Here is a 25631-nt window from a genome sequence, read left to right on the forward strand (position 1 = left end):
GGGCTTTTCATTTATGTCACAGCTCAAGAAGGGCAGCTTGCCAGCGCCTATGGCGCTCCGCGCAAGAAGAACACCCACTCCCTGCCCATTTTCCTCTTCTCGAATACGTTCAACTCAACCAACCCATTCAAGGTCGTCGACGCAGTGTTGTAAGAACAGTCCAGATTCTCCTTCACATTGACCGCCGTAAATTCCTTGGCCATTCCACTCTTGGCCACTTGGTATACAGCTCGTTGCCTCTCGGTCAATTGATCGAAAAAACCGGATTCCAACAACCATCGATCAAAGTTCTCGGCATAAGCCAGACTTTTCCGATAAGCCTCAGTAAAACCACTGACAGCACGCAGAATCACCGAACACTGGAAATCGATGAAATAAGTCAGGTCCAGCTCATCAGCTTCCGTATTCAGGTACGAGCGGCCATATTTCACCGGCGCATTGCGCAGCAAAATGCTGATAGCTACATAGCGAAAGGCCGAGAAGTCATTCTTGAACATGAACCAGTAAAACAGCGCCCGCGCGACCCGGCCGTTGCCATCGCGAAAAGGATGCTCATAACCCAACGCAAAATGCAGGGCGATGCCTTTTATCAACGGATGAAGATAATCCACTTGATAGGGGTCGTTGTGGGACTGATTGATCCAATTCGACAGCACCTGCAGCCGTGACAGCAGCCCCGCTGCGGGCGGCGGTGTATGCACGGTGTTACCCTCGCCATCCTGCACCACCACATCATCGCTAGCCCTGAAAACCCCGGGTGAATATTGAATGTCGTCGATGCCCTCGACGCCGACACGATGCATCGCCGTAATCAGCTCGACGCTCAAGGGTTCATAACGCTTTTCCCAGGCGAAGTTCATCATTTTGTAGTTGCCTATGACCATCCGCTCATCCGGCGTACGCGGCAGCCGCTTGCGCTTAAGCATATCTTTTGCCACTCGAGTAGTGGTCGCCGCACCTTCGAGTTGGCTGCTGCTGATTGCTTCATCTTCGATCAGATCGTTGAGCAGATAGCTGAAATGCGCGTGCTCGCCGATCTGGCTGGTCATGTGTTCCAGCGCTGCCGTTGTCGCTTGCCGATCGACGGCAGAAATCGCTTTCTGCGCCAGCGGCGTGAGCACGAAGCGGCCCCACTGGACAGGCTCGCCCAATGGCAGAAGGGTCGAGTACTGGGCGGTCCGGGCTTTTTTGACCAAGGCCCAGCACAGATTCGAGTCCAGCCCCGGCGCCCAGCGGTAGCGCAAGTCATCGAATGGAAGGTAACGCCCCTGATCGTCCAGAGGCTTGAGCAGTGCGAGGTAGTCCGAGAGGCGTTCCTTATTGGGCGATTGCCCCAACCGATCGAACACCGGGTCGGATCTGCCCTTCAGCATGGGCGGCTTTTTCATCATTGCTGTCTCAAAAACTCACGAAACTGAGCCTTGAGTACAGCACCGCCCTTGCTCTGACTCAATATCAGACGGATCTGAAATACATGTAGGACCTACCGCAGGCCGCTCCTATAAGGGAATGCGGTGAGCCAAACCACGAGGTCGAGGCAGCCAAGATCACACAGGCTCTTTCCTGACCCTGAACCACGCCGCATACAACGCCGGCAAGAACAGCAGCGTCAACGCCGTCGCCACAATCAGCCCGCCCATGATCGCCACCGCCATCGGCCCGAAAAACACACTGCGTGACAATGGAATCATCGCCAGCACCGCCGCCAGCGCGGTCAATACAATCGGCCGGAATCGCCGCACCGTCGCCTCGATGATCGCCTGCCAGGGCTTGAGCCCGGCAGCGATGTCCTGCTCGATCTGGTCGACCAGAATCACCGAGTTACGCATGATCATCCCGGACAGGGCGATGGTCCCGAGCATGGCGACGAAGCCGAACGGCTGACGGAACACCATCAGAAACAGCGTCACCCCGATCAACCCCAGCGGCGCGGTCAGAAACACCATGACCGTGCGTGAAAAACTGCGCAGTTGCAGCATCAGCAACGTCAGCACCACCACGATGAACAGCGGCACGCCGGCCTTCACCGAGTTCTGCCCACGGGCCGAGTCTTCCACCGTACCGCCGACTTCCAGCAGATAGCCGTCCGGCAGTTCGGCGCGAATCGGATCGAGGGTCGGCATGATTTGCTGCACCAGTGTCGCCGGTTGTTCCTTGCCGTAGATGTCGGCGCGAACCGTCACGTTGGGCAGGCGGTTACGGTGCCAGATGATGCCTTCTTCGAAGCCGTATTCCAGCGTGGCAATCTGCGACAGCGCCACGCTGCGACCGTTGTCGGTCGGTACGGCCAGGCTCGGCAGCAACGCCAGTTCGGTGCGCTCGTGCACCGTGCCGCGCAGCAGGATCTCGATCAATTCGTTGTCTTCGCGGTACTGGCTGACACTGGAACCGGTCAGCGAACTCTGCAGGAACCTCGAGAGGTTCGCCGTGCTCACGCCCAGTGCCCGCGCGCGGTCCTGATCGACGTTCAGATACACGACTTTGCTTGGCTCTTCCCAGTCCAGATGCACGTTGGCCACGTGTGGATTCTCGCGAACCTTGGCCGCGACTTTACGCGCCAGGGCGCGGACGTCCGCAATGTGTTCACCGGTGACCCGGAACTGCACCGGATAGCCAACCGGCGGGCCGTTCTCCAGTCGTGTGACCCGCGAGCGCAGGGCCGGGAATTGATCGTTGAGGGTTTCGATCAGCCAAGTGCGCAGGACTTCGCGGTCCTGGATGGTCTTGGCCAGCACCACAAACTGCGCAAAGCTCGCGGCCGGAAGTTGCTGATCCAGTGGCAGGTAGAAACGCGGCGAACCGGTGCCGACATAAGCCACATAATTGTCGATCCCGGCGTGATCCTTGAGCAGGCCTTCGAGACGCTTCACCTCCTCGGCGGTGTTGCTCAGGGAGGCACCTTCGGCGAGTTTCAAATCGACCATCAACTCCAGCCGCCCCGAAGCCGGGAAGAACTGCTGCGGCACGAAGCGAAACAGCACCACGGACGCGACGAACATCACGATGGTGAGAGTGATCACCGTTTTGCGCCGGCGCACGCACCACTCCACCAGCCGTCTGACGCGCTGATAGAACGGCGTGCCGTAAGGGTCGGGCTGGTCGGTGCCGTGTTTGGCCGCGTGAATTTTCGCCAGGTCCGGCAGGAGTTTTTCCCCCAGATACGGCACGAAAACCACAGCCGCCACCCACGACGCCAACAGCGCGATGGTTACCACCTGAAAGATCGAGCGGGTGTACTCACCGGTGCCCGATTGCGCGGTGGCAATCGGCAGGAAACCGGCAGCGGTGATCAACGTACCGGTGAGCATCGGGAACGCGGTGCTGGTCCAGGCATAGCTGGCGGCCTTGATCCGGTCGAAGCCCTGCTCCATTTTGATCGCCATCATCTCCACGGCGATGATCGCGTCGTCCACCAGCAACCCCAGCGCCAGCACCAGCGCGCCGAGGGAAATCTTGTGCAGGCCTATCCCTAAGTAATACATGCAGGCGAACGTCATCGCCAACACCAGCGGTATCGCCAGCGCTACGACCATGCCGGTGCGCACGCCTAGGGAGAAGAAGCTCACCAGCAACACAATCGCCAGGGCCTCCACCAGCACCTGGACGAACTCGCCCACACCGGTTTTCACCGCGGCGGGTTGATCGGAGACTTTGCGCAACTGCATGCCGGCCGGCAGGTTTTGCTGAATCCGGGCGAACTCGATTTCCAGCGCCTTGCCCAATACCAGAATATCGCCACCGTCCTTCATGGCCACCGCCAGACCGATGGCGTCTTCAGCCATGAAGCGCATGCGCGGCGCCGGTGGATCGTTGAAGCCACGACGAACGTCCGCCACATCACCGATGCGGAACGTGCGATCTGCGACGCGGATCGGGAAGTTCTTGATCTCGTCGACCGTCTGAAAATTCCCCGAGACCCGTAGCTGCAACCGCTCGCTGGTGGTTTCGAAGAAGCCTGCGGTGGACATCGCGTTCTGTTCTTCGAGTGCCTGCTGCACCGCTGCCAGCGGCACCCCGAGGGTGGCCAGTTTAACGTTGGAGAGTTCGATCCAGACCTTCTCGTCCTGCAACCCGAGCAGGTCGACCTTGCCCACATCCTTGACCCGTTGCAGCTGAATCTGGATGCGGTCGGCGTAATCCTTGAGCACCGCGTAATCAAAGCCGTCGCCGGTCAGGGCGTAGATATTGCCGAAGGTGGTGCCGAATTCATCGTTGAAAAACGGCCCCTGGATGCCCGGTGGCAGGGTCTGGCGAATATCGCTGATCTTCTTGCGGACCTGATACCAGAGGCCCGGGATATCCACCGAGTGCATGGAATCCCGCGCCATGAACGTCACCTGGGACTCGCCCGGCCGGGAGAACGAAGTGATCCGTTCGTACTCGCCGGTTTCCATCAGTTTCTTTTCAATACGCTCGGTGACCTGACGCGACACTTCCTCGGCCGTGGCGCCCGGCCAATTGGTGCGTATCACCATGGCCTTGAAGGTGAACGGCGGGTCTTCGCTTTGGCCGAGCTTGGTGTAGGACAACGCGCCGACCACAGCCAGCAAAAGCATCAGGAACAGGACGATCTGGCGGTTACGCAGCGCCCATTCGGAAAGATTGAAACCCATCTGGGATTACTCCTTGTGCGCCAGATTGACCACGCGGTTGGAGCGATCCACCGGGCGTATTTGCTGCCCGTCGTGAAGCACATGAACACCGGCCGCCACCACCCAATCGCTGGCATTCAGGCCTTCGAGCACCGGCACGGTTTTCTCGCCGAATGCACCGACCCGCACCGGGACTTTTTTCAAGGTATTGTTGGCGCCGACCACCCACACGTAGGTGGCACCATTTTCCGCGGTGACCGCCGACAGCGGCACCGATAACGGCACCACCTCGGCGCTCTGGATAAACACCCGGGCACTCTGGCCGAGTTCGGCGGGAACCTTGCCGGCGGTAAACGCGATACGGGCGGCGAAGGTGCGGGATTTGGGATCGGCGGCAGGCGACAACTCACGGATGCGCCCGGGGAAGCGTTGGTCGGGTTGGGTCCAGAGCTCCACCGAAACTGGCTGGCCGACCTTGAAGCGACCGAAACTCTGCTCCGGCAGGCTGATCAACACTTCGCGCTCGCCATCGGTGGCCAGGGTAAACACGGTTTGTCCCGCCGCCACCACCTGCCCGACTTCAACCGCACGCTTGGCGACCACGCCATCCTGCGGCGCACGCAGCACCGCGTAACTGGCCTGATTGGTCGAGACGTTGAATTCGGCCTTGATTTGCTTGAGGCGGGCCTCTCCGGAGCGGTAGAGGTTTTCCGCGTTGTCGTACTGCGAACGGCTGACCATCTGCCGCTCCATCAGGGTCTTGTAACGATCACGCTCGGCGCGCACCAGGTTCAGATTGGCTTCGGCAGCCGCGACCTGGGCACGGGTGGCTTCCAGTTGCAGGCGCACGTCCTGAGGATCGAGTTCTGCCAGGGGTTGATCAGCCTTGACCCGCTGCCCCTCCTCGACCAGTCGTCGGCTGACTTTGCCGCCAATGCGAAAGGCCAGGTCCGGTTCAAAGCGCGCGCGGACTTCACCAGGGTAACTTTCCATTGCCTGTGCCGAGGGCTCTGGCTGCACGACCATGGCTGGGCGGACGGTGACTTGAGGCGCCTCTTCGTGGCCACACGCCGACAATAAAAAAGCCAGACTGACCGGCAACGCAAGGGGCAAGGCATAGCGCAGCATGGTGAACGACCTTTCGCTAATGGTGCTTGGAATAATTATACTGACCAGTATGTTATTAATAGCAAACTCACCAGTCCAGTATTAAAAGCGAAGAATGTCAGACAATCTTTCCACCCCCAGCGGTCCGGGCCGTCCCAAGGATCTGGCCAAGCGCCAGGCAATCCTCGACGCGGCGAAAATCCTGTTTTTGAGTAAGGGATACGCCAACACCAGCATGGATGCCGTAGCGACTGAGGCCGGCGTGTCGAAGCTGACGGTCTACAGCCATTTCAACGACAAGGAGACGCTGTTCTCTTCCGCTGTCGTGGCCAAATGCGAGGAGCAATTGCCTCCGCTGGTTTTTGAATTGCCGGACGGCATCGCCGTGGAAACCGTGCTGCTGAACATCGCACACGGCTTTCATCAACTGATCAACAGCGACGAATCGGTGAACCTGCACCGGCTGATGATGACGCTGGGCAGCCAGGACCCGAAACTCGCACAGATCTTCTTCGAGGCCGGGCCAGAACGCGTGCTGCACGGCATGGAGCGCTTGCTGAGCAAGATCGATCAGAGTGGCGTGTTGAGCATCGACAAACCGCGCAATGCCGCCGAGCACTTCTTCTGCCTGCTCAAGGGCGCGGGGAATTTCCGCTTGCTGTATGGCTGTGGCGAGCCGGTAACCGGGGATGCGGCCGAAGCCCATGTGCGGGAAGTGGTGGGATTGTTTATGCGGGCTTATCGGCCTGAGACAGCCTGACAAATCTTTGGTGGTTGGTCTGACGCCTTCGCGAGCAAGCCCGCTCCCACACTTGATCTTTGTCGTTCACAGATTTTGTGTACGCAGGAGATCCAATGTGGGAGCGGGCTTGCTCGCGAATGGGGCGACTCGGTCTTAAGGCTTGAGCGCTTTCTTCGGATAAATGTCATACCGGCTGGACTTGCCGTCCAGCGCATGGCTTGGCTTCGGCCCATCGATGCACGGCGCCTTGCGCGGGCGCTTGACCACCACCCGGTGACTGGCCAGGGCCAACGCCGCTTCGAGCAGGGCCGGCGCATCCGGGTCATCGCCGACCAGCGGTCGGAACAGGCGCATTTCCTTCTTCACCAACGCGGTTTTCTCACGATGGGGGAACATCGGATCGAGGTAGATCACCTGCGGCGGCTCGCCTTCCCAGTTGCGCATCACTTCGATCGAATTGCCCTTGAGCAAATGCATCCGGGCCACGATCGGCGCCACGTCGAAATCTTCCGCGCCACGCGCCAAGCCATCTTCGAGCAAGGCCCCGATCAATGGCTGGCGCTCGATCAGGCTCATCTCGCAACCCAGGCTGGCCAGCACGAACGCGTCCTTGCCCAACCCCGCCGTGGCGTCCAGCACCCGCGGGCGCACGCCTTGGGCGATGCCGACCGCCTTGGCGATCATCTGACCGCTGCCGCCGCCGTACAACCGACGATGGGCCGCGCCCCCCTCGACGAAATCCACCCGCACCGGCCCCGGTGCATCCGGCCCCAGTTGTTGCAACTGCAACCCCTGCTCGCCCACCTGCAAGGCAAACTCGCCGTCATCCACCTGCAGCGGCAAACCCAGGCGCTCGGCCCATTGCTCGGCCTGTGGCTGGAAAGTCGCGCCCAAGGCTTCGACATGGATGCGGCAGGCCGCAGGTTGCTCAATCATGGGAAAACACGCTCAAAAAATTAATGATCGGCAAAAACGGCCGATAACCAAACTATCGAGCATTTTGCCAGAGCTGAGCGTCGATCGAGAAAAATGTCAGGCATTCAACGCACATCGATAGGTTACATCTCGCCCCACGGCGATTTTGGCCTGCGAAATTCCCAAGCACTGAGCGGCGTCAGTCACCTGTGGCAGGATTTTTTTGCCCAGGCCCTGGCCGATCAGTCGGGCGATGGGGTGCCGGCGTCTCTCAACTTCCCGCCGGTCGATCTCGACAGCCCGGTTGAACCAACCGTCGGCAGCGAGCTGCTGGCACACATCATTTCCCAGCGCGAATGTGATGTGAAAGAAACCGAAGTCCGCCCGCCGGAACCATTGTTCCTGCCGATTGCCGAGTTCGAAATGGACCTGGCCGACAAACCGTTCCCACCGTTCCCGCCGGAAGAAATCGTCGCGCAACAGAAACAACAGGACTTCGAAAGCAGCTGGGTTCGCCCGATCGTGCTGACCGCCGGTCAACCGCTGCCCGAGCCTGGTGCCGCGCCGCAACCGCGTCCGCTGCACTTGCCGATCGCCGAGTTCGAACTCGACCTGCTGGACAAGCCGTTCCCGCCGTTCTCGCCAGAGGAACTGGTGGAACAGCAGAAACAACTCGATTTCGATAACGGCTGGGCGCGCCCGATCGTTCTGCAGAACCTGCGCATCGCCGCGTAACCGCTCAGCGGCCCAGCTACCACGGCTCGCTCCTCAGTCCTTGAACAATTGATTGGCCTTCTGGAACGGCATCGACCGGGAAGTGAAGCCGAAGGTCCCGTGTTGCTGGATTTCCTCGGCGGCACGCAAGAACTCGCCATACGCCGCCAGGGCCAGGGCCGAACCGACACTGATGCGCTTGACGCCCATTTCGCTCAACTGCGCCACCGTCAGCTTGAGTCCGCCGGACATCAACACATTGACCGGTTTCGGCGCCACGGCCCGGACCACCGCCAAGACCTCTTCAGCACTGCGCAAGCCTGGCGCGTAAAGCACGTCGGCGCCGGCCTCGGCGAATGCCTGCAAGCGGCGAATGGTATCGTCCAGGTCAGGATTGCCGTGTAGATAGTTCTCGGCACGGGCTGTCAGCGTGAAGGGAAAAGGCAAACTGCGCGCCGCAGCAACGGCGGCTTCGATACGCGCCACCGCATGTTCGAAGCAGTAGATCGGACCGTCCTCACGCCCCGTGGCATCTTCGATCGAGCCGCCAACGGCACCCGCTTGTGCTGCGCGCAAAATACTTTGGGCGCACTCGGCGGGGGCGTCAGCGAAACCGTTTTCCAGATCGACCGCGACTGGCAGCTCGGTGGCCGCGACAATCGCTCGAACGTTCGCCAGGGTATCGTCGAGCGTCAACCCACCATCGGGACGGCCCTGGGAAAAGGCGTAGCCGGCACTGGTCGTCGCCAGCGCCTCGAAGCCCAGGCTGGCGAGCATTTTCGCCGAGCCGGCGTCCCAGGGGTTGGGAATGACAAAAGCGCCCTCGCGTTCGTGCAGTGCTTTGAACGCCTGGGCTCGAAGGGTTTGCGCATCCATTGGCAGTCTCCTGAAAAGGGGGAAACGAAGCTAATACCAGTCAGTTAAGCGCCATCTGTATGGGGGCGGGCTTGCTCGCGAAAGCGGAGTGTCAGACGACATCAATGTTGATTGTGCCGCCGTCTTCGCGAGCAAGCCCGCTCCCACAGGTTTCGCACATTAACTGACTGGCATCAGGGAACAAGGCCGCTTCAGAGCAAGCCAAGTTGCTCGGCGGCGGGTTCTCTGTATAGCTCAGGCAGCGGCGGCAGGCCAGGCAAACGCAGCATCAGTTGTGCGTGAAAACGTTGTGCCAGTTTCGCCGCCAGCAGGTTATCGGCGGTGTGCAGGAAGATATACGGCGTGCGGCCCTCTTCGATCCAGACGGCGATTTTCTCGACCCATGGCACCAGGAATGGATCGTTGGCTTCCAGCTCAGGGTGGCCGATGAAGCGCACCTGCGGAAACTGAGTGAACGCCGCAGGACGAGGCGGCACCCTGGGCTTTTTCGATTGGGCGTGCAGCACTGAAGGATCGGTCGAGGTGCAGTTGAACAACGCGCGCGGGTCGAGGCAGATGCGTTCGACACCACGGTCCAGCAGCAGACGATTGAGCATTCGCTCGGCCTCGCCCTTGGCGAAGAATTCGTCGTGCCGCACTTCGACCGCCAAGGGCCGGTCCACAGCATCAATAAAACCGGCCAGCTCCGACAGTCGTTGTGGGGTGAAGCTTTTGGACAATTGCAGCCACAGTGGTGAAACCCGCTCCCCCAGAGGGCTGAGCAATTGCACAAAGGTCTCGGCGGCGGTCAATTGTTCGCGCAGGTCACCGCTATGGCTGATGTCGCCGGGGAACTTGGCGGTGAAGCGAAAGTGTTCGGGCATGGTCTCGGCCCAGCGCTGCACGGTGGCGGCAGAGGGGCTCGCATAGAAGGTCGTATTGCCTTCCACGGCGTTGAACACTTGGGAATAAAGATTGAGAAACTCGGTGGGCCTGGCGTCTTGGGGGTACAGGTATTCACGCCAGGCGTTTTCACTCCAGGACGGGCAGCCGAGGTAATAAGGCAGCAGCATCAGATGTACAGGTCGAGACCCAGTACATCCGCATCCCAATCAACAAAAGTGGCGGTGCTCAGGTAACTGGCCAGTGCCATCGCCACGCTTTTGCTCATGGCGCGGTGATAAAGCATGTCTTGTTGACGAGCGGGGAGATTGCTCAGGCGTTGTGCGGAGGCTTTGGCGGCGCGGGCGGCCAATTGCTCTTCGGTAGGAAACTCCAGCTCGCCGTCGATATCAACGGAGTCGTCCTCCACCACCTGGCCTTTGCGAGGCTTGCGCTTGATGGGGTAGGACTGAGAGGAAACGCCGTCTATACGCATAAGTGCATGCCCGGTATCGATGATGGCAGTTTAGTGGCGCATTACCCACTTCGCAAACCGCCGAGTGATAACTAGAACACAGAAAAGCGAAAAGGTTTAAAAGCGGCGGGCAGAAACTGACAATTTGCCAAAGATGAAATGCTGATTGTGGCGAGGGGGCTTGCCCCCGTTCGGCTGCGAAGCAGTCGCAAAACCAGCCAATGCGGTGTGTCAGGGGGAATGCGGTTGTTGGTTTTGGGGCCGCTTCGCGACCCAACGGGGGCAAGCCCCCTTGCCACAGAAGACCCTGTTGCCACAAAGACGGCGTGGATTACCGCGCTTTCGGCGTCGCGACTTTATCGCGCAGATAAACCGGCTGCGCCTGATCGGCCACGATCGCTTCACCGCGTTCCCAGGCGAAACGTGCCAGGGTCAGCAGGTCCTGGGCGTGAGGCAGCATGCCGGCGTCCTGGCCGCTCAGATTGACGGCAATGCGCTCGGCATAACCCCAACCCGTGCCCGCGCCGAACCACTCGCCGCTGGCATCGACCGGCAACGCGGCGGCTTCCGGGGCCAATACCGCTTCATTGCCCACCAGCCGCATCTCCCCCGCCGTTTCGCGGTAGCAGCCCCAATACACCTCATCCATGCGCGCATCGATGGCCGCCGCGACCTGGCTGACGCCGTGCTCGCGATAAGCCCGCTGGGCGAGCACGGCGAGATTGGACACCGGCAATACCGGACGATCCAGCGCAAACGCCAGCCCCTGCACCACGCCGATGGCGATTCGCACCCCGGTGAACGCCCCCGGCCCACGACCGAACGCAATGGCATCGACCGCTTGCAGCGTGGTCCCGGCATCGGCCAGCAGTTGCTGAATCATCGGCAGCAGCTTCTGCGCATGCAGGCGCGGGATCACCTCGTAATGGCTCGTGACTTTGCCGTCATGCAGCAAGGCAACGGAGCAAGCTTCGGTCGCGGTGTCCAGGGCCAGCAAGGTGCTCATCGATGTTTCCGTAACAAGAGGTCAGAAAAAGTGCGCCAGTATAAACAACTACGGCCCGCAAGCGGGCCGTAGAAGATGAAGCCGATCAGACTTTTCAGCTCAGCGCTTCAAGCACCTTGCCGGTAATCGCTTCTACCGAGCCAACACCTGGGATATGGCTATATTTCGGCTTGCCCTTGTCAGCGGCCAGGCCCTGGTAGAACTCCACCAGTGGTTTGGTCTGGGAGTGATAGACCGACAGGCGATGACGCACGGTTTCTTCGGTGTCGTCCTTGCGCTGCACCAGTTCTTCACCGGTGATGTCGTCTTTGCCAGCGATTTTCGGCGGGTTGTACACGGTGTGGTACACGCGGCCGCTGGCCTCGTGAACGCGACGACCGGCAATACGCTGAACGATTTCTTCGTCATCGACGGCGATTTCGACCACGTTGTCCAGTTCCACGCCAGCCTCTACCAGCGCTTCAGCTTGCGGAATGGTGCGCGGGAAACCGTCGAACAGGAAACCCTTGGCACAGTCAGGCTGCGCGATACGGTCCTTGACCAGGGCGATGATCAGGTCGTCGGAGACCAGACCGCCAGCATCCATGATGCTTTTGGCTTTGACGCCCAGCTCGGTGCCGGCTTTTACCGCAGCACGCAGCATGTCGCCGGTAGAGATTTGCGGAATGCCGAATTTCTCGGTGATGAACTTAGCCTGAGTACCTTTACCGGCCCCGGGAGCTCCCAGCAGAATGACGCGCATTAGATGTGCTCCTCAATTTTTTATTTAGAATTACTTAAACAAAACAATGGATTCGCCTCGTAGGGCCAATCTCAAAAAAATAGGGTCGTGACCGCCCAAACGGCCAAAGGCTGATCAAGATACACAGCAGGCCCTGCCCACACAAGCCGCCGAAAGTCGGAGAAACCTGTGCCGGATGAGCCCTTTCGAAGGGGTACCCCAAGTCGCAACCCCATCATTAACTGTCGCGTGACAGACCTTTTCGACCGTTCGCCGGCAGGCACTCGACGTTCACACCGAGTGCCTGTTCCCTATGACGAAAACCTTAGCCGGTATTTCGCAAACCGGCGGCAATCCCCGCCACAGACACCAGCAACGCCTGTTCTACCGGGCTGCCCTGCGCCCCATCCTGTTGCCGCGAACGGGCCAACAGTTCGGCCTGCAATAGATGCAGCGGGTCGAGGTAGGTGTTGCGCAGGCGGATGAATTCAAGGGTGTCTGGGCTATGTGCCAGTAGTTGCGACTGACCGGTCAGCCCCAGGACCACCGCACAGGCCTGCGACAATAGGTCGCGTAAATGCGCACCCAAAGGAAGCAGATCCGGCTCGACCAGGCGCTCGTCGTAAGACTGGGCGATATCGGCGTCGGCCTTGGCCAGCACCATTTCCAGCATATCGATGCGGGTGCGGAAGAACGGCCATTGCTCGCGCATCTGCCCCAGCAATACCCCTTCGCCGCGCTCCAGCGCCTTGCTCAGCGCCGTTTCCCAGCCAAGCCAGGCCGGCAGCATCAGGCGCGTCTGGGTCCAGCCGAAAATCCACGGAATGGCCCGCAGGCTTTCGATGCCACCGGCGCGGCGCTTGGCCGGGCGGCTGCCCAACGGCAAACGCCCCAACTCCTGCTCCGGGGTGGACTGACGGAAATACTCGACGAACTGCGGATTTTCCCGCACCACGGCGCGGTAAGCCTTGACCCCATCGGCGGCCAGTTCGTCCATCAAGTGGCGCCAGGCAGGTTCGGGAGGTGGTGGCGGCAGCAAGGTCGCTTCCAGCACCGCCGCCAGGTACAGATTGAGGTTCTGCTCGGCGATGTCCGGCAGGCCGAATTTGAAACGAATCATTTCCCCCTGCTCGGTGGTGCGGAAACGCCCCGCCACCGACCCCGGCGGCTGCGACAGAATCGCCGCATGCGCCGGGCCGCCGCCACGGCCTACGGTGCCGCCGCGACCGTGGAATAACAGCAGTTCCACTTGTTGCTCACGGCAGATATCGACCAAACGCTCCTGCGCCCGATACTGCGCCCAGGCTGCCGCCGTGGTGCCGGCGTCCTTGGCCGAGTCGGAATAGCCGATCATCACTTCCTGTGGCCCTTGCAGGCGCGAACGATAGCCCGGCAGCAGCAACAGTTTTTCGATCACCGGGCCCGCGTTGTCGAGGTCGGCGAGGGTTTCGAACAGCGGCACCACACGCATCGGCCGCAATACGCCGGATTCCTTGAGCAGCAATTGCACAGCCAGCACGTCGGAAGCGGCGCCGGCCATGGAGATCACATAGGAGCCGAGGGAAGCCCCCGGCGCGGCGGCGATTTCCCGGCACGTCGCCAGCACTTCGGCGGTGTCGGCAGACGGCTTGAAATACGCCGGCAGCAACGGCCGGCGGTTGTTCAGTTCGCGCATCAGGAAGGCGATGCGCTCTTCTTCACTCCAGTCCTCATAACGACCGAGGCCGAGGTAATCGGTGATTTCAGTCATGGCCGCGGTGTGGCGCGAGGAGTCCTGGCGCACATCGAGGCGCACCAGAAACAGCCCGAACGTCACCGCGCGGCGCAGGCAATCGAGCAACGGACCGTCGGCGATGACGCCCATGCCGCATTCATGCAGCGAGTGGTAGCACAGCTCCAGCGGGGCCAGCAGCTCGCGGTTGTTTTGCAACACGTCGGCGGACGCCGGCGTGGTGGCCGTCAGGGAGGCGTGGGCCCAGTTACGGGTCGCGCGCAGGCGTTCACGCAACTGTTTGAGCACCGCGCGGTAAGGCTCGGCGCTGTCGCCAGCCCTGGCTTTTAATTCGTCATTGGCCTGCTGCATCGACAACTCGGCAGCCAGGTGATCGACATCGCGCACATACAGATCGGCGGCCATCCAGCGTGCCAACAACAGCACTTCGCGGGTTACGGCGGCGGTGACGTTAGGATTGCCATCGCGGTCGCCGCCCATCCACGAGGCGAAACGAATCGGCGCGGCCTCCAGTGGCAGGTGCAGGCCAGTGGCGGCATGCAGGGCCTGATCGGCCTTGCGCAAGTAGTTGGGAATCGCCTGCCACAGCGAATGTTCGATCACCGCGAAGCCCCACTTGGCTTCGTCCACCGGTGTCGGGCGGGTGCGGCGGATTTCTTCGGTGTGCCAGGCTTCGGCGATCAGGCGTTGCAACGTGGTCTTGATCTGTTCGCGCTCGGCGGTGGTCAGGTCGCGGTGGTCCTGGGCGGCCAGTTGCGCGGCGATGGCGTCGTACTTTTGAATCAGCGTGCGACGCGCCACTTCGGTGGGGTGCGCGGTCAACACCAGCTCGATGTCTACCCGGCCCAATTGCCGGGCCAGGGATTCGGCGTCATGCCCCGCAGTCAATAGGCGAGCGAGCAGTTCCGGCAACACCCGGGCCTCGAACGGCGCGGGTTGCGATTCTTCGCGGCGGTGAATCAGCTGATATTGCTCGGCGATATTGGCCAGGTTGAGGAACTGGTTGAACGCCCGCGCCACCGGCAGCAACTCGTCTTCGCTCAACTGGTTGAGGCTGGCGCTGAGTTCGGCGTCCATCGAACCGCGACGGTCGGCCTTGGCGCCTTTGCGGATCTGCTCGATCTTGTCGAGAAAGCCGTCCCCGTACTGCTCACGAATGGTGTTGCCCAACAGTTCACCCAACAGATGAACGTCCTCGCGCAAGCGTGCATCAATATCAGTCATCAGCAGTTCTCCAGCGAAAATCCGGGCGGCTATGCTTTTGTGTAAGAGGCTTTGAATAGAGAGTGCCGCTGTAAAGCGGTTCTTACAAGTAAACGACGAGGGACTGCAAACTCCAAACGTTGCAGCTAGTCTCAATATCAAGCCGTACAACGGCTTACACCGGCCACCGCCGGATACTCACCCGGCCTGCCACGAGCAGGTGCGCAATGAGGTCATTATGAAAATCCGCGAGCTCGCCAAGCACTGGGAAGAAAACGCCAAGGGTCGCCTGACCGACTCCGGCTACACGATTCGTCTGGACGTGGAGGCCGCCGCACGGCTGGCGGCGATTATCGATATGTACCCCAAGCGGCACCCCGAAGAACTGCTCGGAGAATTGATCGGCGCCGCCCTTGAAGAGCTCGAAGAGAGCTTTCCGTATGTGAAAGGGTCAACGGTGGTCGCCACTGATGAAGAAGGCGATCCGCTGTATGAAGATGTCGGCCCGACCCCGCGTTTTCTCGCGTTGTCCCGTCGTCATCTGCACGATTTGTCGGCCGATAACGACAAGCAAAAACACTGAATTTACCGTCGAACTTGTGGGAGCGGGCTTGCTCGCGAAAGCGGCTTAACATTCAACATCTCTGTTGTCTGACACACCGCTTTCGCGAGCAAGCCCGCTCCCACATTGGCTTGCATACTCCTTCGATAATTGCGTATTCCCGGGATCATGAAACGGTCGGGAATACTGCTGACATCACCAAAGTTCCCGATTTAGAGCCTTGTCCGCTCGGTCAAGGTTTTTCCGGCGACAGGCCATTTTCTCTGAACTTTTAAAAAACACTTTGGGTCAACCCAGTAACCACGCCTGGGACGGCCGTTTTGAAATGCACTGGAAATCGAAGGTTGCGGCTCCTTGCCCAGGATGGATTCAGATGTTTTTCAGGAGTTATCCAATGGAGTTGAAAACCATGAAGACCAGCACTGCTTCTTCCTCGTTCACCCACCTGCGCGGTCTCAAACTGGCGGCCCTGGCCATCGGCAGCAGCTTGGTTCTGGCCGGTTGCGCCGGTAACCCGCCCACCGAGCAATATGCCGTGACTCAATCGGCCGTGAACAGTGCCGTCAGCGCCGGCGGCACCGAATTCGCCGCGGTGGAAATGAAGTCCGCTCAGGACAAGCTCAAACAAGCTGAAATCGCCATGCACGACAAAAAGTATGACGAGGCCAGAATGCTCGCCGAACAGGCCGAGTGGGACGCCCGTGTGGCTGAACGCAAGGCCCAGGCGATGAAAGCCGAACAGGCTGTAAAGGACTCACAGAAAGGTGTTCAGGAACTGCGTCAGGAAAGTCAGCGCACCGTGCAGTAAGCGCGCATCCCGATTTTCAGGCCTGACACTCATCGATAGAAAGGACGAACCATTATGCGCAAACAACTGATGATCCCCGCCCTCCTGGCCGCAAGCGTTGCACTGGCTGCCTGCTCCACACCGCCCAACGCGAACCTGGAGCAAGCCCGCACCAACTACGCCGGCCTGCAAGCCAACCCGCAAGCCAGCAAAGTCGCGGCACTGGAGACCAAAGACGCCAGCGATTACCTGGACAAGGCCGACAAGGCTTATCAGGACAAGGAAAACCAGAACAAGGTCGACCAACTGGCTTACCTGACTAATCAGCGTGTTGAAGTGGCCAAGCAGACCATCGCCCTGCGCACCGCTGAAAACAACCTGAAGAACGCCGCGGCCCAGCGAGCCCAGGCGCGTCTGGATGCCCGCGACCAGCAGATCAAACAATTGCAGGACAGCCTCAACGCCAAACAGACCGATCGCGGTACGCTGGTAACGTTCGGCGACGTGCTGTTCGCCACCAACAAGGCCGACCTGAAGCCCAACGGCTTGGTGAACATCAACAAACTGGCACAGTTCCTTCAGGAAAACCCCGACCGCAAGGTGATTGTCGAAGGCTACACCGACAGCACCGGCTCGGCGTCGTACAACCAGTCGCTGTCCGAGCGGCGCGCGACCTCGGTGCAAGTGGCCCTGATCAAGATGGGTGTCGACCCGGCGCGCATTGTGGTCCAGGGTTACGGCAAGGAATACCCGGTGGCCGAAAACACCAGCGTCTCCGGCCGTGCGATGAACCGTCGGGTGGAAGTGACCATTTCCAACGACAACCAGCCGGTGATACCGCGTTCGGCCGTCAGCTCTAACTGAGCTTCGTCTGCAACACAAAAGCCCCGTCTGATCGGATCAGGCGGGGCTTCTTATTGATCGAACACTTGTCCTGGGGCCAAGCAACCCTGTGGCGAGGGGGCTTGCCCCCGTTCGGCTGCGAAGCAGTCGTGAAACCATCCCGCAAGGTGTACCCGACAAAACGCGAATGCAGGTTTTAGGGCCGCTTCGCGAGCCAACGGGGGCAAGCCCCCTCGCCACAAGGGTTCATCATTGCCAATGGAGGCGGGACTTTACTGTTCGAGTTTTTGCGGGGTTTCCTGGCCCATGCAGCGCACGGCTTTTTTCTTGTTGTTGACCAGTACGCCGGTCAGGCCTTTCTGTTCGGTATCAAACATCACCAGCACGCCATCGATGCACTGGGCCACTTGCGCGGCCGGTTCCAGGGAAATTTTGTAGTCTTCGCCCGGCACGGTCTTGAGCATGGTGAAGTCGCTGAGTAGCAGCGCATCTTCGGGTTTGGCGAAGTGCAGGTAGCCGTACCACCACAGGGCCCCGACGGTGCCGAGGATGCTGCAGATACCGGTGATGATCAGCGGGATGGCGTTACGTTCTTCACTCATTGCGGACTCTCTGGTGGTTCATCTTCAGAATTCGGGGGTGCTGGGTAATTCGGGACTTCACCCAGGCGGCGCAGGCCGTTGAAATGCTGCGGGTCTTCGAGGTAGCGCAGCATGACTTTGCGCCAGACCGGGTCGGCGAAGGTTTGCACATGACCGCCCCGGGTCAGTTGCAGCACTCGCGGTGGCGGCGCAGCTTGATACAGTCGGATGCCGTTGGAAAGAGGCACCAGCTGATCATCGATACTGTGATAGATCAGTTTCGGTACGCCATTGAGCTGTGTCATGGAACGGATCGCACTGTCGCCATCCGGCACCAGCCAGGACAACGGCACCTGGAACGGCCAGGTCATCCAGGAGGTGCTCAGAGCAAAACGCCCGACATCGCGGTAACTGGCAGGCGCGCCATCGAGCACTAAGGCCTTGAGTTGCCGCTGACGCTCGGGATGCTGGGCCAGGAAATGCACGGCCATCGAACCGCCGAGGCTCTGACCGAGAAGGATCAACGGCTTGCCCTTGACCTCCGGCGCCTGGTCGAGCCATTTGAAAGCGGCGTCGATGTCCTGGTAAATCGCCGGCAACGCCGGTTTACCTTCGGACAAACCATACCCGCGATAGTCCACCAGCAACACCTGATAGCCCTGCTCGGGCAACCACCAGCTTGCGCCCAGATGCCACGCCAGATTGCCGCCGTTACCGTGCAGATGCAGCACGGTGCCTTTGACCTGAACGCCTGGTTTCGCCGGCAGCCACCAGCCATGCAGCTTGAGGCCGTCGGCGGTGACCAGGGTGACGTCGCGATAGTCGAGTTTGGCTTTTTCCGGGGTGAACGGCTGGCCGGGCTCGGGGTAGAACAGCAAAGAGTCACAACCGCCGAGGGTCAGAAGCAGACAGAAGATGCCGAGGATTCTCATCCGGTGAAGCCTCGCAAAAATCGGGGTTGGAATACGGACCCAATGTGGGAGCGGGCTTGCTCGCGAAGGCGGCGTGTCAGACAACTAATATGTTGAATGTTAAATCGCTTTCGCGAGCAAGCCCGCTCCCGCATTGGGACTGGGTTATCGTTAGAGGATGTTGGAGTAATCCGCCTCAATCCGGTCCAGGCTCAGGTGGTTGAGGAAGTTGGAGAAGCACATCCACGCCGACAGCGCGTTCATGTCGCGGAATTGCTCGGGCAAGTACTTGGGCGGCACCACCAGGCCTTCATCCACCAATTGGCGCAAGGTCCGCATGTCTTCCAGCGTGGTCTTGCCGCAAAACAATAGCGGTATCTGCTCCAGCTTGCCTTTACGCACGGCCAACTGAATGTAGTTGTAAACCATGATAAAGCCCTTGAGGTAGGACAAGTCTTTGGTAAACGGCAGACCGGTCGGCACCGAGCCGCGGAAAACCCGACTGGCGTTGCCGTAGCTTTCGGCCATTTCAAAGCCCTGCGCGCGGAAGAACTCGAAGATCTGCAAGAAGTCCGCGCCCTCCTCCACCATATGAATGGCGCGGGTGCGGTTGGTGAGTTTGCGCAGGCGACTCGGGTAGGAGGCAAACGTGATGATTTCCATCAGGATCGCCAGGCCTTCCTGAGTCACGGTGGACGACGGCGGGCCTTTGGACAGGAACGTACAGATCGGCTGATTCAGGCCGTTGAGGGTGGTGCCCACATGCACCAGCCCTTCGTGGACTTCCAGCGCACGCACGTCGCGGTTGTTGAACATCGCGTCGGTGCGGATCTTGATGTAGTCGGCGCCGGCTGCCGCGTCAGCGACGATCCCGTCGGACTCGAACACCCGGATGGTTTCCTCGTTTTCGCCAAACACCTTGTTCAACCGATGTTGCAACAGGTCGACGGCTTCCTTGGCGGTGAGGACTTTCGGTTCGTCCTTGAGATCGCCACGGCCGTCGATGTTGTTCAGGTAATCGGAGAGCATCAGCCCCAGATCGGCCAGGGTCGGGTCGCCAGCGTGGAACGCATCGGACGCCGCGCCGTACAATTCCTGGGAAATCAGCCCGAAATCCTCGGTGCCGCGCGCTTCAAGCATGCGCACCACCATGCGGTATTCCTTGCACATGCGGCGCATGATCTGCCCGACCGGGTTGAACTGGCCGAGTTGCCGAGTGATGTCGCGCTCGATGTTCTGGAATTCCAGCTTCACTTTGCTGGAGTCGAACGACAGCGGTCGATTGAGGTAGTAGTCGCGGTCCACGGCCGGCATTTCCTTGCCCTTGCCCTTGAGGAACCCCTTGCGAATACTGTCATCCCACTTGACCGCATCCAGAATGCGAATCGGCGTCTGCGCCAGCACTATGCGATCGGACAACATGCGTATCGTCTGCTGGTATTCGTCCACCCGAAACTCCTGTAGTAAAACCGTTACGTGCTGGGTTTATCTGGTTTTGGCCAGGCGCTGATAGCGCACCGCTTCGACGAAGACATCGGAATTGGCCGGGTCGTCGAGGTAGGCGAACACCTGATCCAGGCTGTTGTTGATCAACACCCCCTCGCCATTGTCAGTCTGAAAGCCTTCGCCACTGAGGGCTTCTTGCCCCATGGCCTGTCTGATCTGCTCAAGGTCGAGGTTGTAGACCACCAGTTCGTGCTTTTCGTTGAGCTCGAAACCGGCGATGGTGAAATGCCCGCCGAACTGCGCCGGCACCTTCGCCGACAGGTACCAGCGACTGCCATGGCGCGATACCGTAAAAGGATAGGCTTCGCGCTCATGGGGCTTGGCCTTGAAGTAGCTGACCGCCTGATAGCGGTGGTCGCCGATGCGCGTCAGTTCCAGGTTCATCGGCTCGCCCCAGGCGTTGGTGCTGGTCCATTTGCCGAGCAGACCTTTGGGCACGGGCTCGCTGGCGGGCAGCGGTTCCTTGAAGGTCACCAGACAGCCACTGAGCAGCAGGAACGACAAGGCGATCACAACGACGCGCCAGGCTTTCATTCAACACTCCCTATGAACACAACGCCCTCAATTGGTCACTATCCTGTGGGAGCGGGCTTGCTCGCGAAAGCGGTTTAACATTCAACCTCTTCGTTGTCTGACACACCGCCTTCGCGAGCAAGCCCGCTCCCACAGGGTTGAGTTCCCACAAGGGATTTACGCCGACGCCAGTACCAGGTGCATGTAGCGGGTCAGGATGCCGAGCATTTCCTCTTCGGCAACAGGCTCGGCATCGTTGAGCAGGCCCTGATATTCCATCCGTCCGACAATCGCCGTCAACACTTTGGCATCTTGTTGTGGCTCGCGGGAACCCAATACTTCGAAAAGCTGGCAGGTGCCCTGCAAGAGAATTTGCTGATGGGAACGCACCAATAACGCCAGACGCGGGTTAAGCAACGCTTCCTGGCGGAAGGCTTGCTCGGCCATCAAGTGCTCGCGGCGATTGATCAATTGTCGATGAACATAGTCAGCCATCAGCCGTGCGATATCGTCCGCCAGCTGTGAGCGCGACTCGGCGGTGCCATCACTGCTGACAACCATCTCGCGCAACAGGCCTTCGTTGCTGGCCCACAACCGGGCCATGTATGCCGCACTGCGTTCCACGTATTGGGCAAAGGTATCGGTGAGCAGGTCATCGATGTCCTTGAAATAGTAGGTGGTGGCCGACAGCGGCACCCCCGCTTCGGCAGCTACCGCACGGTGCCGTACGGCCCGCACGCCATCACGCACGACAATGCGCATCGCCGCGTCGAGAATGTCCTGTCGACGCTGTTCGCTGCCCTGTCGGCTGGCCTTGCGGCCCTGGTACTGAACACTTTCAGCGACCGCAGTGGCGATATCCGCTGCACCTTCTTGAGCCATTGCACGATTCACGACAGGTATTCCTCTCTAAACGTCAAAAGTAACCAATTGATACGTTTGTACCAGACAGGCAATAAAAAGCCGCCTGTTTTAGGCGGCTTTTTAATTGAAACATTTACGCTTGCGGACGCATGTGCGGGAACAGGATCACATCGCGGATCGACGGTGAGTTGGTCAGCAACATCACCAGTCGGTCAATGCCGATCCCTTCACCAGCCGTTGGCGGCATGCCGTACTCCAGCGCGCGAACGAAGTCGGCGTCGTAGTGCATGGCTTCGTCGTCGCCGGCATCCTTGTCGGCCACCTGCGCCATGAAGCGCTCGGCCTGGTCTTCCGCGTCGTTCAACTCGGAATAGGCGTTGGCGATTTCACGGCCGCCGATGAACAGCTCGAAACGGTCGGTGACGTTCGGGTTCTCGTCATTACGACGGGCCAGCGGCGACACTTCGAACGGGTACTGAGTGATGAAGTGCGGCTGTTCCAGCTTGTGCTCGACCAGCTCTTCGAAAATCATCACCTGCAGTTTGCCCAGGCCTTCGAAGCCGAGCACCTTGGCGCCGGCCTTCTTGGCGATGGCGCGGGCCTTGTCGATGTCGTTCAGGTCATCGGCCGTCAGGTCCGGGTTGTACTTGAGGATCGAGTCGAACACCGACAGACGCACGAACGGCTCGCCGAAGTGGAACACCTTGTCGCCATAAGGCACGTCGGTGCTGCCCAGGACCAGCTGCGCCAGTTCGCGGAACAGTTCCTCGGTCAGGTCCATGTTGTCTTCGTAGTCGGCGTGGGCCTGGTAGAACTCGAGCATGGTGAACTCGGGGTTGTGCCGGGTCGAAACGCCTTCGTTACGGAAGTTGCGGTTGATCTCGAACACTTTCTCGAAGCCACCGACAACCAGACGCTTGAGGTACAGCTCCGGCGCGATACGCAGGAACATTTGCATGTCCAGCGCGTTGTGGTGAGTTTCGAACGGCTTGGCCGCCGCACCACCCGGAATGGTTTGCAGCATCGGCGTTTCCACTTCCAGGAAGTCACGCTTCATCAGGAAGCTGCGGATGTGCGCAATCACTTGCGAACGCACGCGGAAGGTCTGGCGCACGTCTTCGTTGACGATCAGGTCGACGTAACGCTGGCGGTAGCGCTGCTCGGTGTCGGACAGGCCGTGGTGCTTGTCCGGCAGCGGGCGCAGGGATTTGGTCAGCAGGCGCACGTTGGTCATTTCGACGTACAGGTCGCCCTTGCCGGAACGGGCCAGGGTGCCTTCGGCGGCAATGATGTCGCCCAGGTCCCAGGTTTTCACCGCGGCCAGGGTTTCTTCGGACAGGGTTTTACGGTTGACGTAAACCTGGATGCGCCCGGACATGTCCTGGATCACCATGAACGAGCCACGGTTGAGCATGAGACGACCGGCAACCTTGACCGGGATCGCAGCCTCTGCCAGCTCTTCCTTGGTCTTGTCCGCGTACTTCTTCTGCAAGTCTTCGCAGTAGGCGTCGCGGCGGAAGTCATTGGGGAAGGCCTGGCCCTTGGCGCGCTCGGCAGCAAGCTTTTCCTTGCGCAGGGCGATCAGGGAGTTTTCTTCCTGTTGCAGGGCTTGCGGGTCGAGTTGTAGGTCGCTCATGTCTTTAAAAATTCCATCACAGATTCGTTGCCCCCAGCCTTCGGCTGGGGATCGCTGTAGGGCGTGCCTTACAGCCCTTGTTTCAGGCTCGCCACCAGGTATTCGTCGATGTCGCCGTCGAGCACCTTGTCGCAGTCGCTGCGTTCGATGTTGGTACGCAGATCCTTGATCCGCGAGGCATCGAGCACGTACGAACGGATCTGGTGACCCCAGCCGATGTCCGACTTGGTGTCTTCCAGGGCCTGGGAAGCGGCGTTGCGTTTCTGCACTTCCTGCTCATACAAGCGCGCCCGCAACATTTTCATCGCGGTGTCTTTGTTGGCGTGCTGGGAGCGTTCGTTCTGGCAGCTGACCACGGTGTTGGTCGGTACGTGAGTAATCCGTACGGCCGAGTCGGTGGTGTTTACGTGCTGACCACCGGCACCGGAGGAGCGGTAGGTGTCGATGCGCAGGTCCGACGGGTTGATGTCGATTTCGATGTTGTCATCGATTTCCGGCGACACGAACACGGCCGAGAACGAGGTGTGACGACGGTTGCCGGAGTCGAACGGGCTCTTGCGCACCAGACGGTGCACGCCGATTTCGGTACGCAGCCAGCCAAAGGCGTATTCGCCCTTGATGTGCACGGTCGCGCCTTTGATACCGGCGACTTCACCGGCCGACAATTCCATGATGGTCGCGTCGAAACCGCGTTTATCCGCCCAGCGCAGGTACATGCGCAGCAGGATGTTGGCCCAGTCCTGGGCCTCGGTACCGCCGGAGCCGGCCTGGATGTCCAGGTAGGCGTTGTTGGCGTCCATTTCACCGCTGAACATGCGACGGAATTCGAGTTTTTCCAGGGACTCGCGCAGGCGCTCGACTTCGGCAGCCACGTCATCGACGGCGCCCTGGTCTTCTTCTTCGGCGGCCATCTGCAGCAAGTCTTTGGCGTCAGCCAGGCCGGTGTGCATTTCGTCGAGGGTTTCGACGATCTGCGCCAGCTGGGACCGCTCGCGGCCCAGTTCCTGAGCGTACGACGGGTTGTTCCAGACATTCGGATCTTCAAGCTCGCGATTGACTTCAGTCAGACGCTCATGCTTTTGATCGTAGTCAAAGATACCCCCGAATAGTTTCGGAGCGCTCGGACAGGTCCTTGATACTGTTAAGGATCGGGTTGATTTCCATGGCGGGCAGCACTCGTTGGCGAACTTTTGAAAGCCGGCGAGTATAACGTAATCAAGCTGTCACGGCAGCCCGCCTGGCGGCTTTAGCGGCGAATGGTTTACGGAATAACGCGGGTGGCCCGTAGCAGCTGCCGAGCCCGCGAGGCTGCGTTCGGCGGCGCAGCCGTCGCAAAGTCAGACAACGCGGTCATTCAGGCAAACCGCATACACAGGACTTGCGAGGACTTCGTCCTCGAACGCAGCCTCGCGGGCTCGGCAGCTGCTACAGCGCTACGGTCAGCGGGTTACTCAATTCCCACCTGATTACGCCCATTGTTCTTCGCCAGGTACAGCCCCTTGTCCGCCGCCGAGATCAATTGCCGGCAATCGCTGCCCGGTTGCGGGATCATGGTCGACAGGCCGATGCTGATGGTCAGGCATGAGCCTTCGGTCGGGAAAATGTGTGGGATCCTCAACCCGGCCACGGTCTGGCGCAGTTTTTCCGCCACTATCCGCGCACCGCCCGGCGAGGTGTTGGGCAGGACCAGGACGAACTCTTCGCCGCCGTAACGGGCCGGCAGGTCCGATGGCCTGGCACTGGCGTCGCGAATCGCCGTGGCGACTTTGCGCAGGGCTTCATCGCCTTCGAGGTGGCCAAAACTGTCGTTGTAGGATTTGAAATAGTCGACATCGATCATCAATAACGACAGCTGGGTCTGGTCACGCAGCGAACGCCGCCACTCCAGCTCCAGGTATTCATCGAAATGCCGGCGGTTCGACAACCCGGTCAGGCCGTCGGAGTTCATCAAGCGCTGCAGCACCAGGTTGGTGTCGAGCAATTGCTGCTGGCTCACCCGCAACGCGCGGTACGCCGCGTCACGCTGCAGCAGGGTCATGTAGGAGCGCGAGTGATAGCGGATGCGCGCCACCAGTTCGATGTTGTCCGGCAGTTTGACCAGGTAATCGTTGGCCCCGGCGGCAAACGCCGCGCTCTTGATCAGCGGGTCTTCCTTGGTCGACAGGACAATGATCGGAATGTCCTTGGTCGCCGGGTGATTTCGGTATTCGCGCACCAGGCTCAGGCCGTCGAGGCCGGGCATGACCAAATCCTGAAGGATCACCGTTGGCTTGATGCGGATCGCCTGGGCAATGGCCTGGTGCGGGTCGGCGCAGAAATGGAAGTCGATGTTTTCTTCGTTCGACAAACCACGCCGCACCGCCTCGCCGATCATCGCCTGATCGTCCACCAACAACACCATGGCGGCGTTTTCGTCGGTTTTGAAGTCGTCGAGCTGTAAATCATTCATGTGCGGTCACCTGAGTACTGCCTGGGCCACGACTG

General features: G+C 60.1%; 23 protein-coding genes. 5 read left to right on the forward strand and 18 right to left on the reverse strand.

The window, feature by feature from the left end; translation table 11 throughout:
- Positions 1-47: 47 nt before the first annotated feature.
- The 3 genes from PSH64_RS24470 to PSH64_RS24480 all read right to left on the reverse strand — a co-directional run bounded on the left by PSH64_RS24470 (position 48) and on the right by PSH64_RS24480 (position 5720).
- The gene (locus tag PSH64_RS24470) at positions 48-1388 is read right to left on the reverse strand and encodes a Fic family protein (protein ID WP_105345255.1); all 1341 of its coding nucleotides are present in this window, start codon (positions 1386-1388) and stop codon (positions 48-50) included.
- Positions 1389-1547: 159 nt separating this feature from the next.
- Complete coding sequence (locus PSH64_RS24475) at positions 1548-4613, reverse strand: efflux RND transporter permease subunit (RefSeq protein WP_105344955.1); 3066 nt, start codon at positions 4611-4613, stop codon at positions 1548-1550.
- Positions 4614-4619: 6 nt separating this feature from the next.
- Positions 4620-5720, reverse strand: coding sequence for an efflux RND transporter periplasmic adaptor subunit (locus tag PSH64_RS24480; RefSeq protein WP_105344952.1), 1101 nt, complete (start codon positions 5718-5720; stop codon positions 4620-4622).
- A gap of 94 nt (positions 5721-5814) precedes the next feature.
- Between PSH64_RS24480 and PSH64_RS24485 the strand changes: the two genes are divergently transcribed.
- The gene (locus PSH64_RS24485; protein ID WP_105344949.1) at positions 5815-6459 is read left to right on the forward strand and encodes a TetR/AcrR family transcriptional regulator; all 645 of its coding nucleotides are present in this window, start codon (positions 5815-5817) and stop codon (positions 6457-6459) included.
- A gap of 135 nt (positions 6460-6594) precedes the next feature.
- On the opposite strand, the gene PSH64_RS24490 is transcribed toward PSH64_RS24485, so the two are convergent.
- Positions 6595-7377 (reverse strand): class I SAM-dependent methyltransferase, encoded by a 783-nt coding sequence (locus PSH64_RS24490; RefSeq protein ID WP_105344947.1) that lies wholly within the window; start codon positions 7375-7377, stop codon positions 6595-6597.
- 93 nt (positions 7378-7470) lie between these two features.
- Between PSH64_RS24490 and PSH64_RS24495 the strand changes: the two genes are divergently transcribed.
- Complete coding sequence (locus PSH64_RS24495; RefSeq protein WP_105344945.1) at positions 7471-8091, forward strand: energy transducer TonB; 621 nt, start codon at positions 7471-7473, stop codon at positions 8089-8091.
- Positions 8092-8124: 33 nt separating this feature from the next.
- Here the strand turns inward: PSH64_RS24495 and PSH64_RS24500 are convergent, their stop codons facing one another.
- The 6 genes from PSH64_RS24500 to ppc form a co-directional block, all read right to left on the reverse strand.
- Positions 8125-8946: an oxaloacetate decarboxylase gene (locus tag PSH64_RS24500; protein WP_305478946.1), complete on the reverse strand. Its 822-nt coding sequence runs from the start codon at positions 8944-8946 to the stop codon at positions 8125-8127.
- Positions 8947-9137: 191 nt separating this feature from the next.
- Complete coding sequence (locus PSH64_RS24505; RefSeq protein ID WP_305478947.1) at positions 9138-9998, reverse strand: DUF72 domain-containing protein; 861 nt, start codon at positions 9996-9998, stop codon at positions 9138-9140.
- Complete coding sequence (locus PSH64_RS24510; protein ID WP_105344937.1) at positions 9998-10303, reverse strand: hypothetical protein; 306 nt, start codon at positions 10301-10303, stop codon at positions 9998-10000. Before PSH64_RS24510 ends, PSH64_RS24505 begins: the two co-directional genes overlap by 1 nt.
- A gap of 310 nt (positions 10304-10613) precedes the next feature.
- Positions 10614-11288, reverse strand: a complete 675-nt coding sequence (tsaB, locus tag PSH64_RS24515) for a tRNA (adenosine(37)-N6)-threonylcarbamoyltransferase complex dimerization subunit type 1 TsaB (protein WP_305478948.1) — start codon at positions 11286-11288, stop codon at positions 10614-10616.
- Positions 11289-11382: 94 nt separating this feature from the next.
- Positions 11383-12030 carry an adenylate kinase gene (adk, locus tag PSH64_RS24520; protein ID WP_105344930.1) on the reverse strand — a complete coding sequence of 216 codons (648 nt, stop codon included), beginning with the start codon at positions 12028-12030 and terminating at the stop codon, positions 11383-11385.
- Between the two features lie 304 nt (positions 12031-12334).
- The gene (gene ppc, locus PSH64_RS24525) at positions 12335-14965 is read right to left on the reverse strand and encodes a phosphoenolpyruvate carboxylase (RefSeq protein WP_305478950.1); all 2631 of its coding nucleotides are present in this window, start codon (positions 14963-14965) and stop codon (positions 12335-12337) included.
- Between the two features lie 217 nt (positions 14966-15182).
- Between ppc and PSH64_RS24530 the strand changes: the two genes are divergently transcribed.
- From PSH64_RS24530 to PSH64_RS24540, 3 genes are all read left to right on the forward strand, one after another.
- Positions 15183-15527: a pilin assembly protein gene (locus tag PSH64_RS24530; RefSeq protein WP_105344925.1), complete on the forward strand. Its 345-nt coding sequence runs from the start codon at positions 15183-15185 to the stop codon at positions 15525-15527.
- Between the two features lie 373 nt (positions 15528-15900).
- Positions 15901-16314: a DUF4398 domain-containing protein gene (locus tag PSH64_RS24535; RefSeq protein ID WP_105344920.1), complete on the forward strand. Its 414-nt coding sequence runs from the start codon at positions 15901-15903 to the stop codon at positions 16312-16314.
- 54 nt (positions 16315-16368) lie between these two features.
- Positions 16369-17157, forward strand: a complete 789-nt coding sequence (locus tag PSH64_RS24540; protein WP_305478951.1) for an OmpA family protein — start codon at positions 16369-16371, stop codon at positions 17155-17157.
- Positions 17158-17408: 251 nt separating this feature from the next.
- Here PSH64_RS24540 and PSH64_RS24545 read toward each other — a convergent pair whose 3' ends face one another.
- The 8 genes from PSH64_RS24545 to PSH64_RS24580 form a co-directional block, all read right to left on the reverse strand.
- Positions 17409-17738 (reverse strand): hypothetical protein, encoded by a 330-nt coding sequence (locus PSH64_RS24545; protein WP_007940182.1) that lies wholly within the window; start codon positions 17736-17738, stop codon positions 17409-17411.
- The gene (locus PSH64_RS24550) at positions 17735-18649 is read right to left on the reverse strand and encodes an alpha/beta hydrolase (RefSeq protein ID WP_305478952.1); all 915 of its coding nucleotides are present in this window, start codon (positions 18647-18649) and stop codon (positions 17735-17737) included. Before PSH64_RS24550 ends, PSH64_RS24545 begins: the two co-directional genes overlap by 4 nt.
- Positions 18650-18799: 150 nt before the next feature.
- Entirely contained in the window at positions 18800-20050 is a 1251-nt protein-coding gene (locus PSH64_RS24555) for a flavohemoglobin expression-modulating QEGLA motif protein (RefSeq protein ID WP_305481204.1), read from the reverse strand.
- Between the two features lie 63 nt (positions 20051-20113).
- Positions 20114-20668 (reverse strand): hypothetical protein, encoded by a 555-nt coding sequence (locus tag PSH64_RS24560; protein ID WP_105344909.1) that lies wholly within the window; start codon positions 20666-20668, stop codon positions 20114-20116.
- A 156-nt stretch (positions 20669-20824) separates the two neighbouring features.
- On the reverse strand, positions 20825-21541 hold the full coding sequence (locus PSH64_RS24565) for a TetR/AcrR family transcriptional regulator (protein ID WP_181150693.1): 717 nt from the start codon (positions 21539-21541) through the stop codon (positions 20825-20827).
- A 103-nt stretch (positions 21542-21644) separates the two neighbouring features.
- Positions 21645-23147: a lysine--tRNA ligase gene (gene lysS / locus PSH64_RS24570; RefSeq protein WP_007940175.1), complete on the reverse strand. Its 1503-nt coding sequence runs from the start codon at positions 23145-23147 to the stop codon at positions 21645-21647.
- Between the two features lie 68 nt (positions 23148-23215).
- A protein-coding gene (gene prfB / locus PSH64_RS24575) for a peptide chain release factor 2 (RefSeq protein ID WP_105344905.1) occupies positions 23216-24311 on the reverse strand; the annotation gives its coding sequence in 2 pieces (ribosomal slippage) (positions 23216-24238 and positions 24240-24311; 1095 coding nt in all).
- A 283-nt stretch (positions 24312-24594) separates the two neighbouring features.
- Positions 24595-25596, reverse strand: a complete 1002-nt coding sequence (locus PSH64_RS24580; protein WP_105344903.1) for a PleD family two-component system response regulator — start codon at positions 25594-25596, stop codon at positions 24595-24597.
- Positions 25597-25631: the final 35 nt, after the last annotated feature.

This window comes from Pseudomonas sp. FP1742, from assembly GCF_030687145.1.
GTDB classification, from domain to species: Bacteria; Pseudomonadota; Gammaproteobacteria; order Pseudomonadales; family Pseudomonadaceae; genus Aquipseudomonas; species Aquipseudomonas frederiksbergensis_D.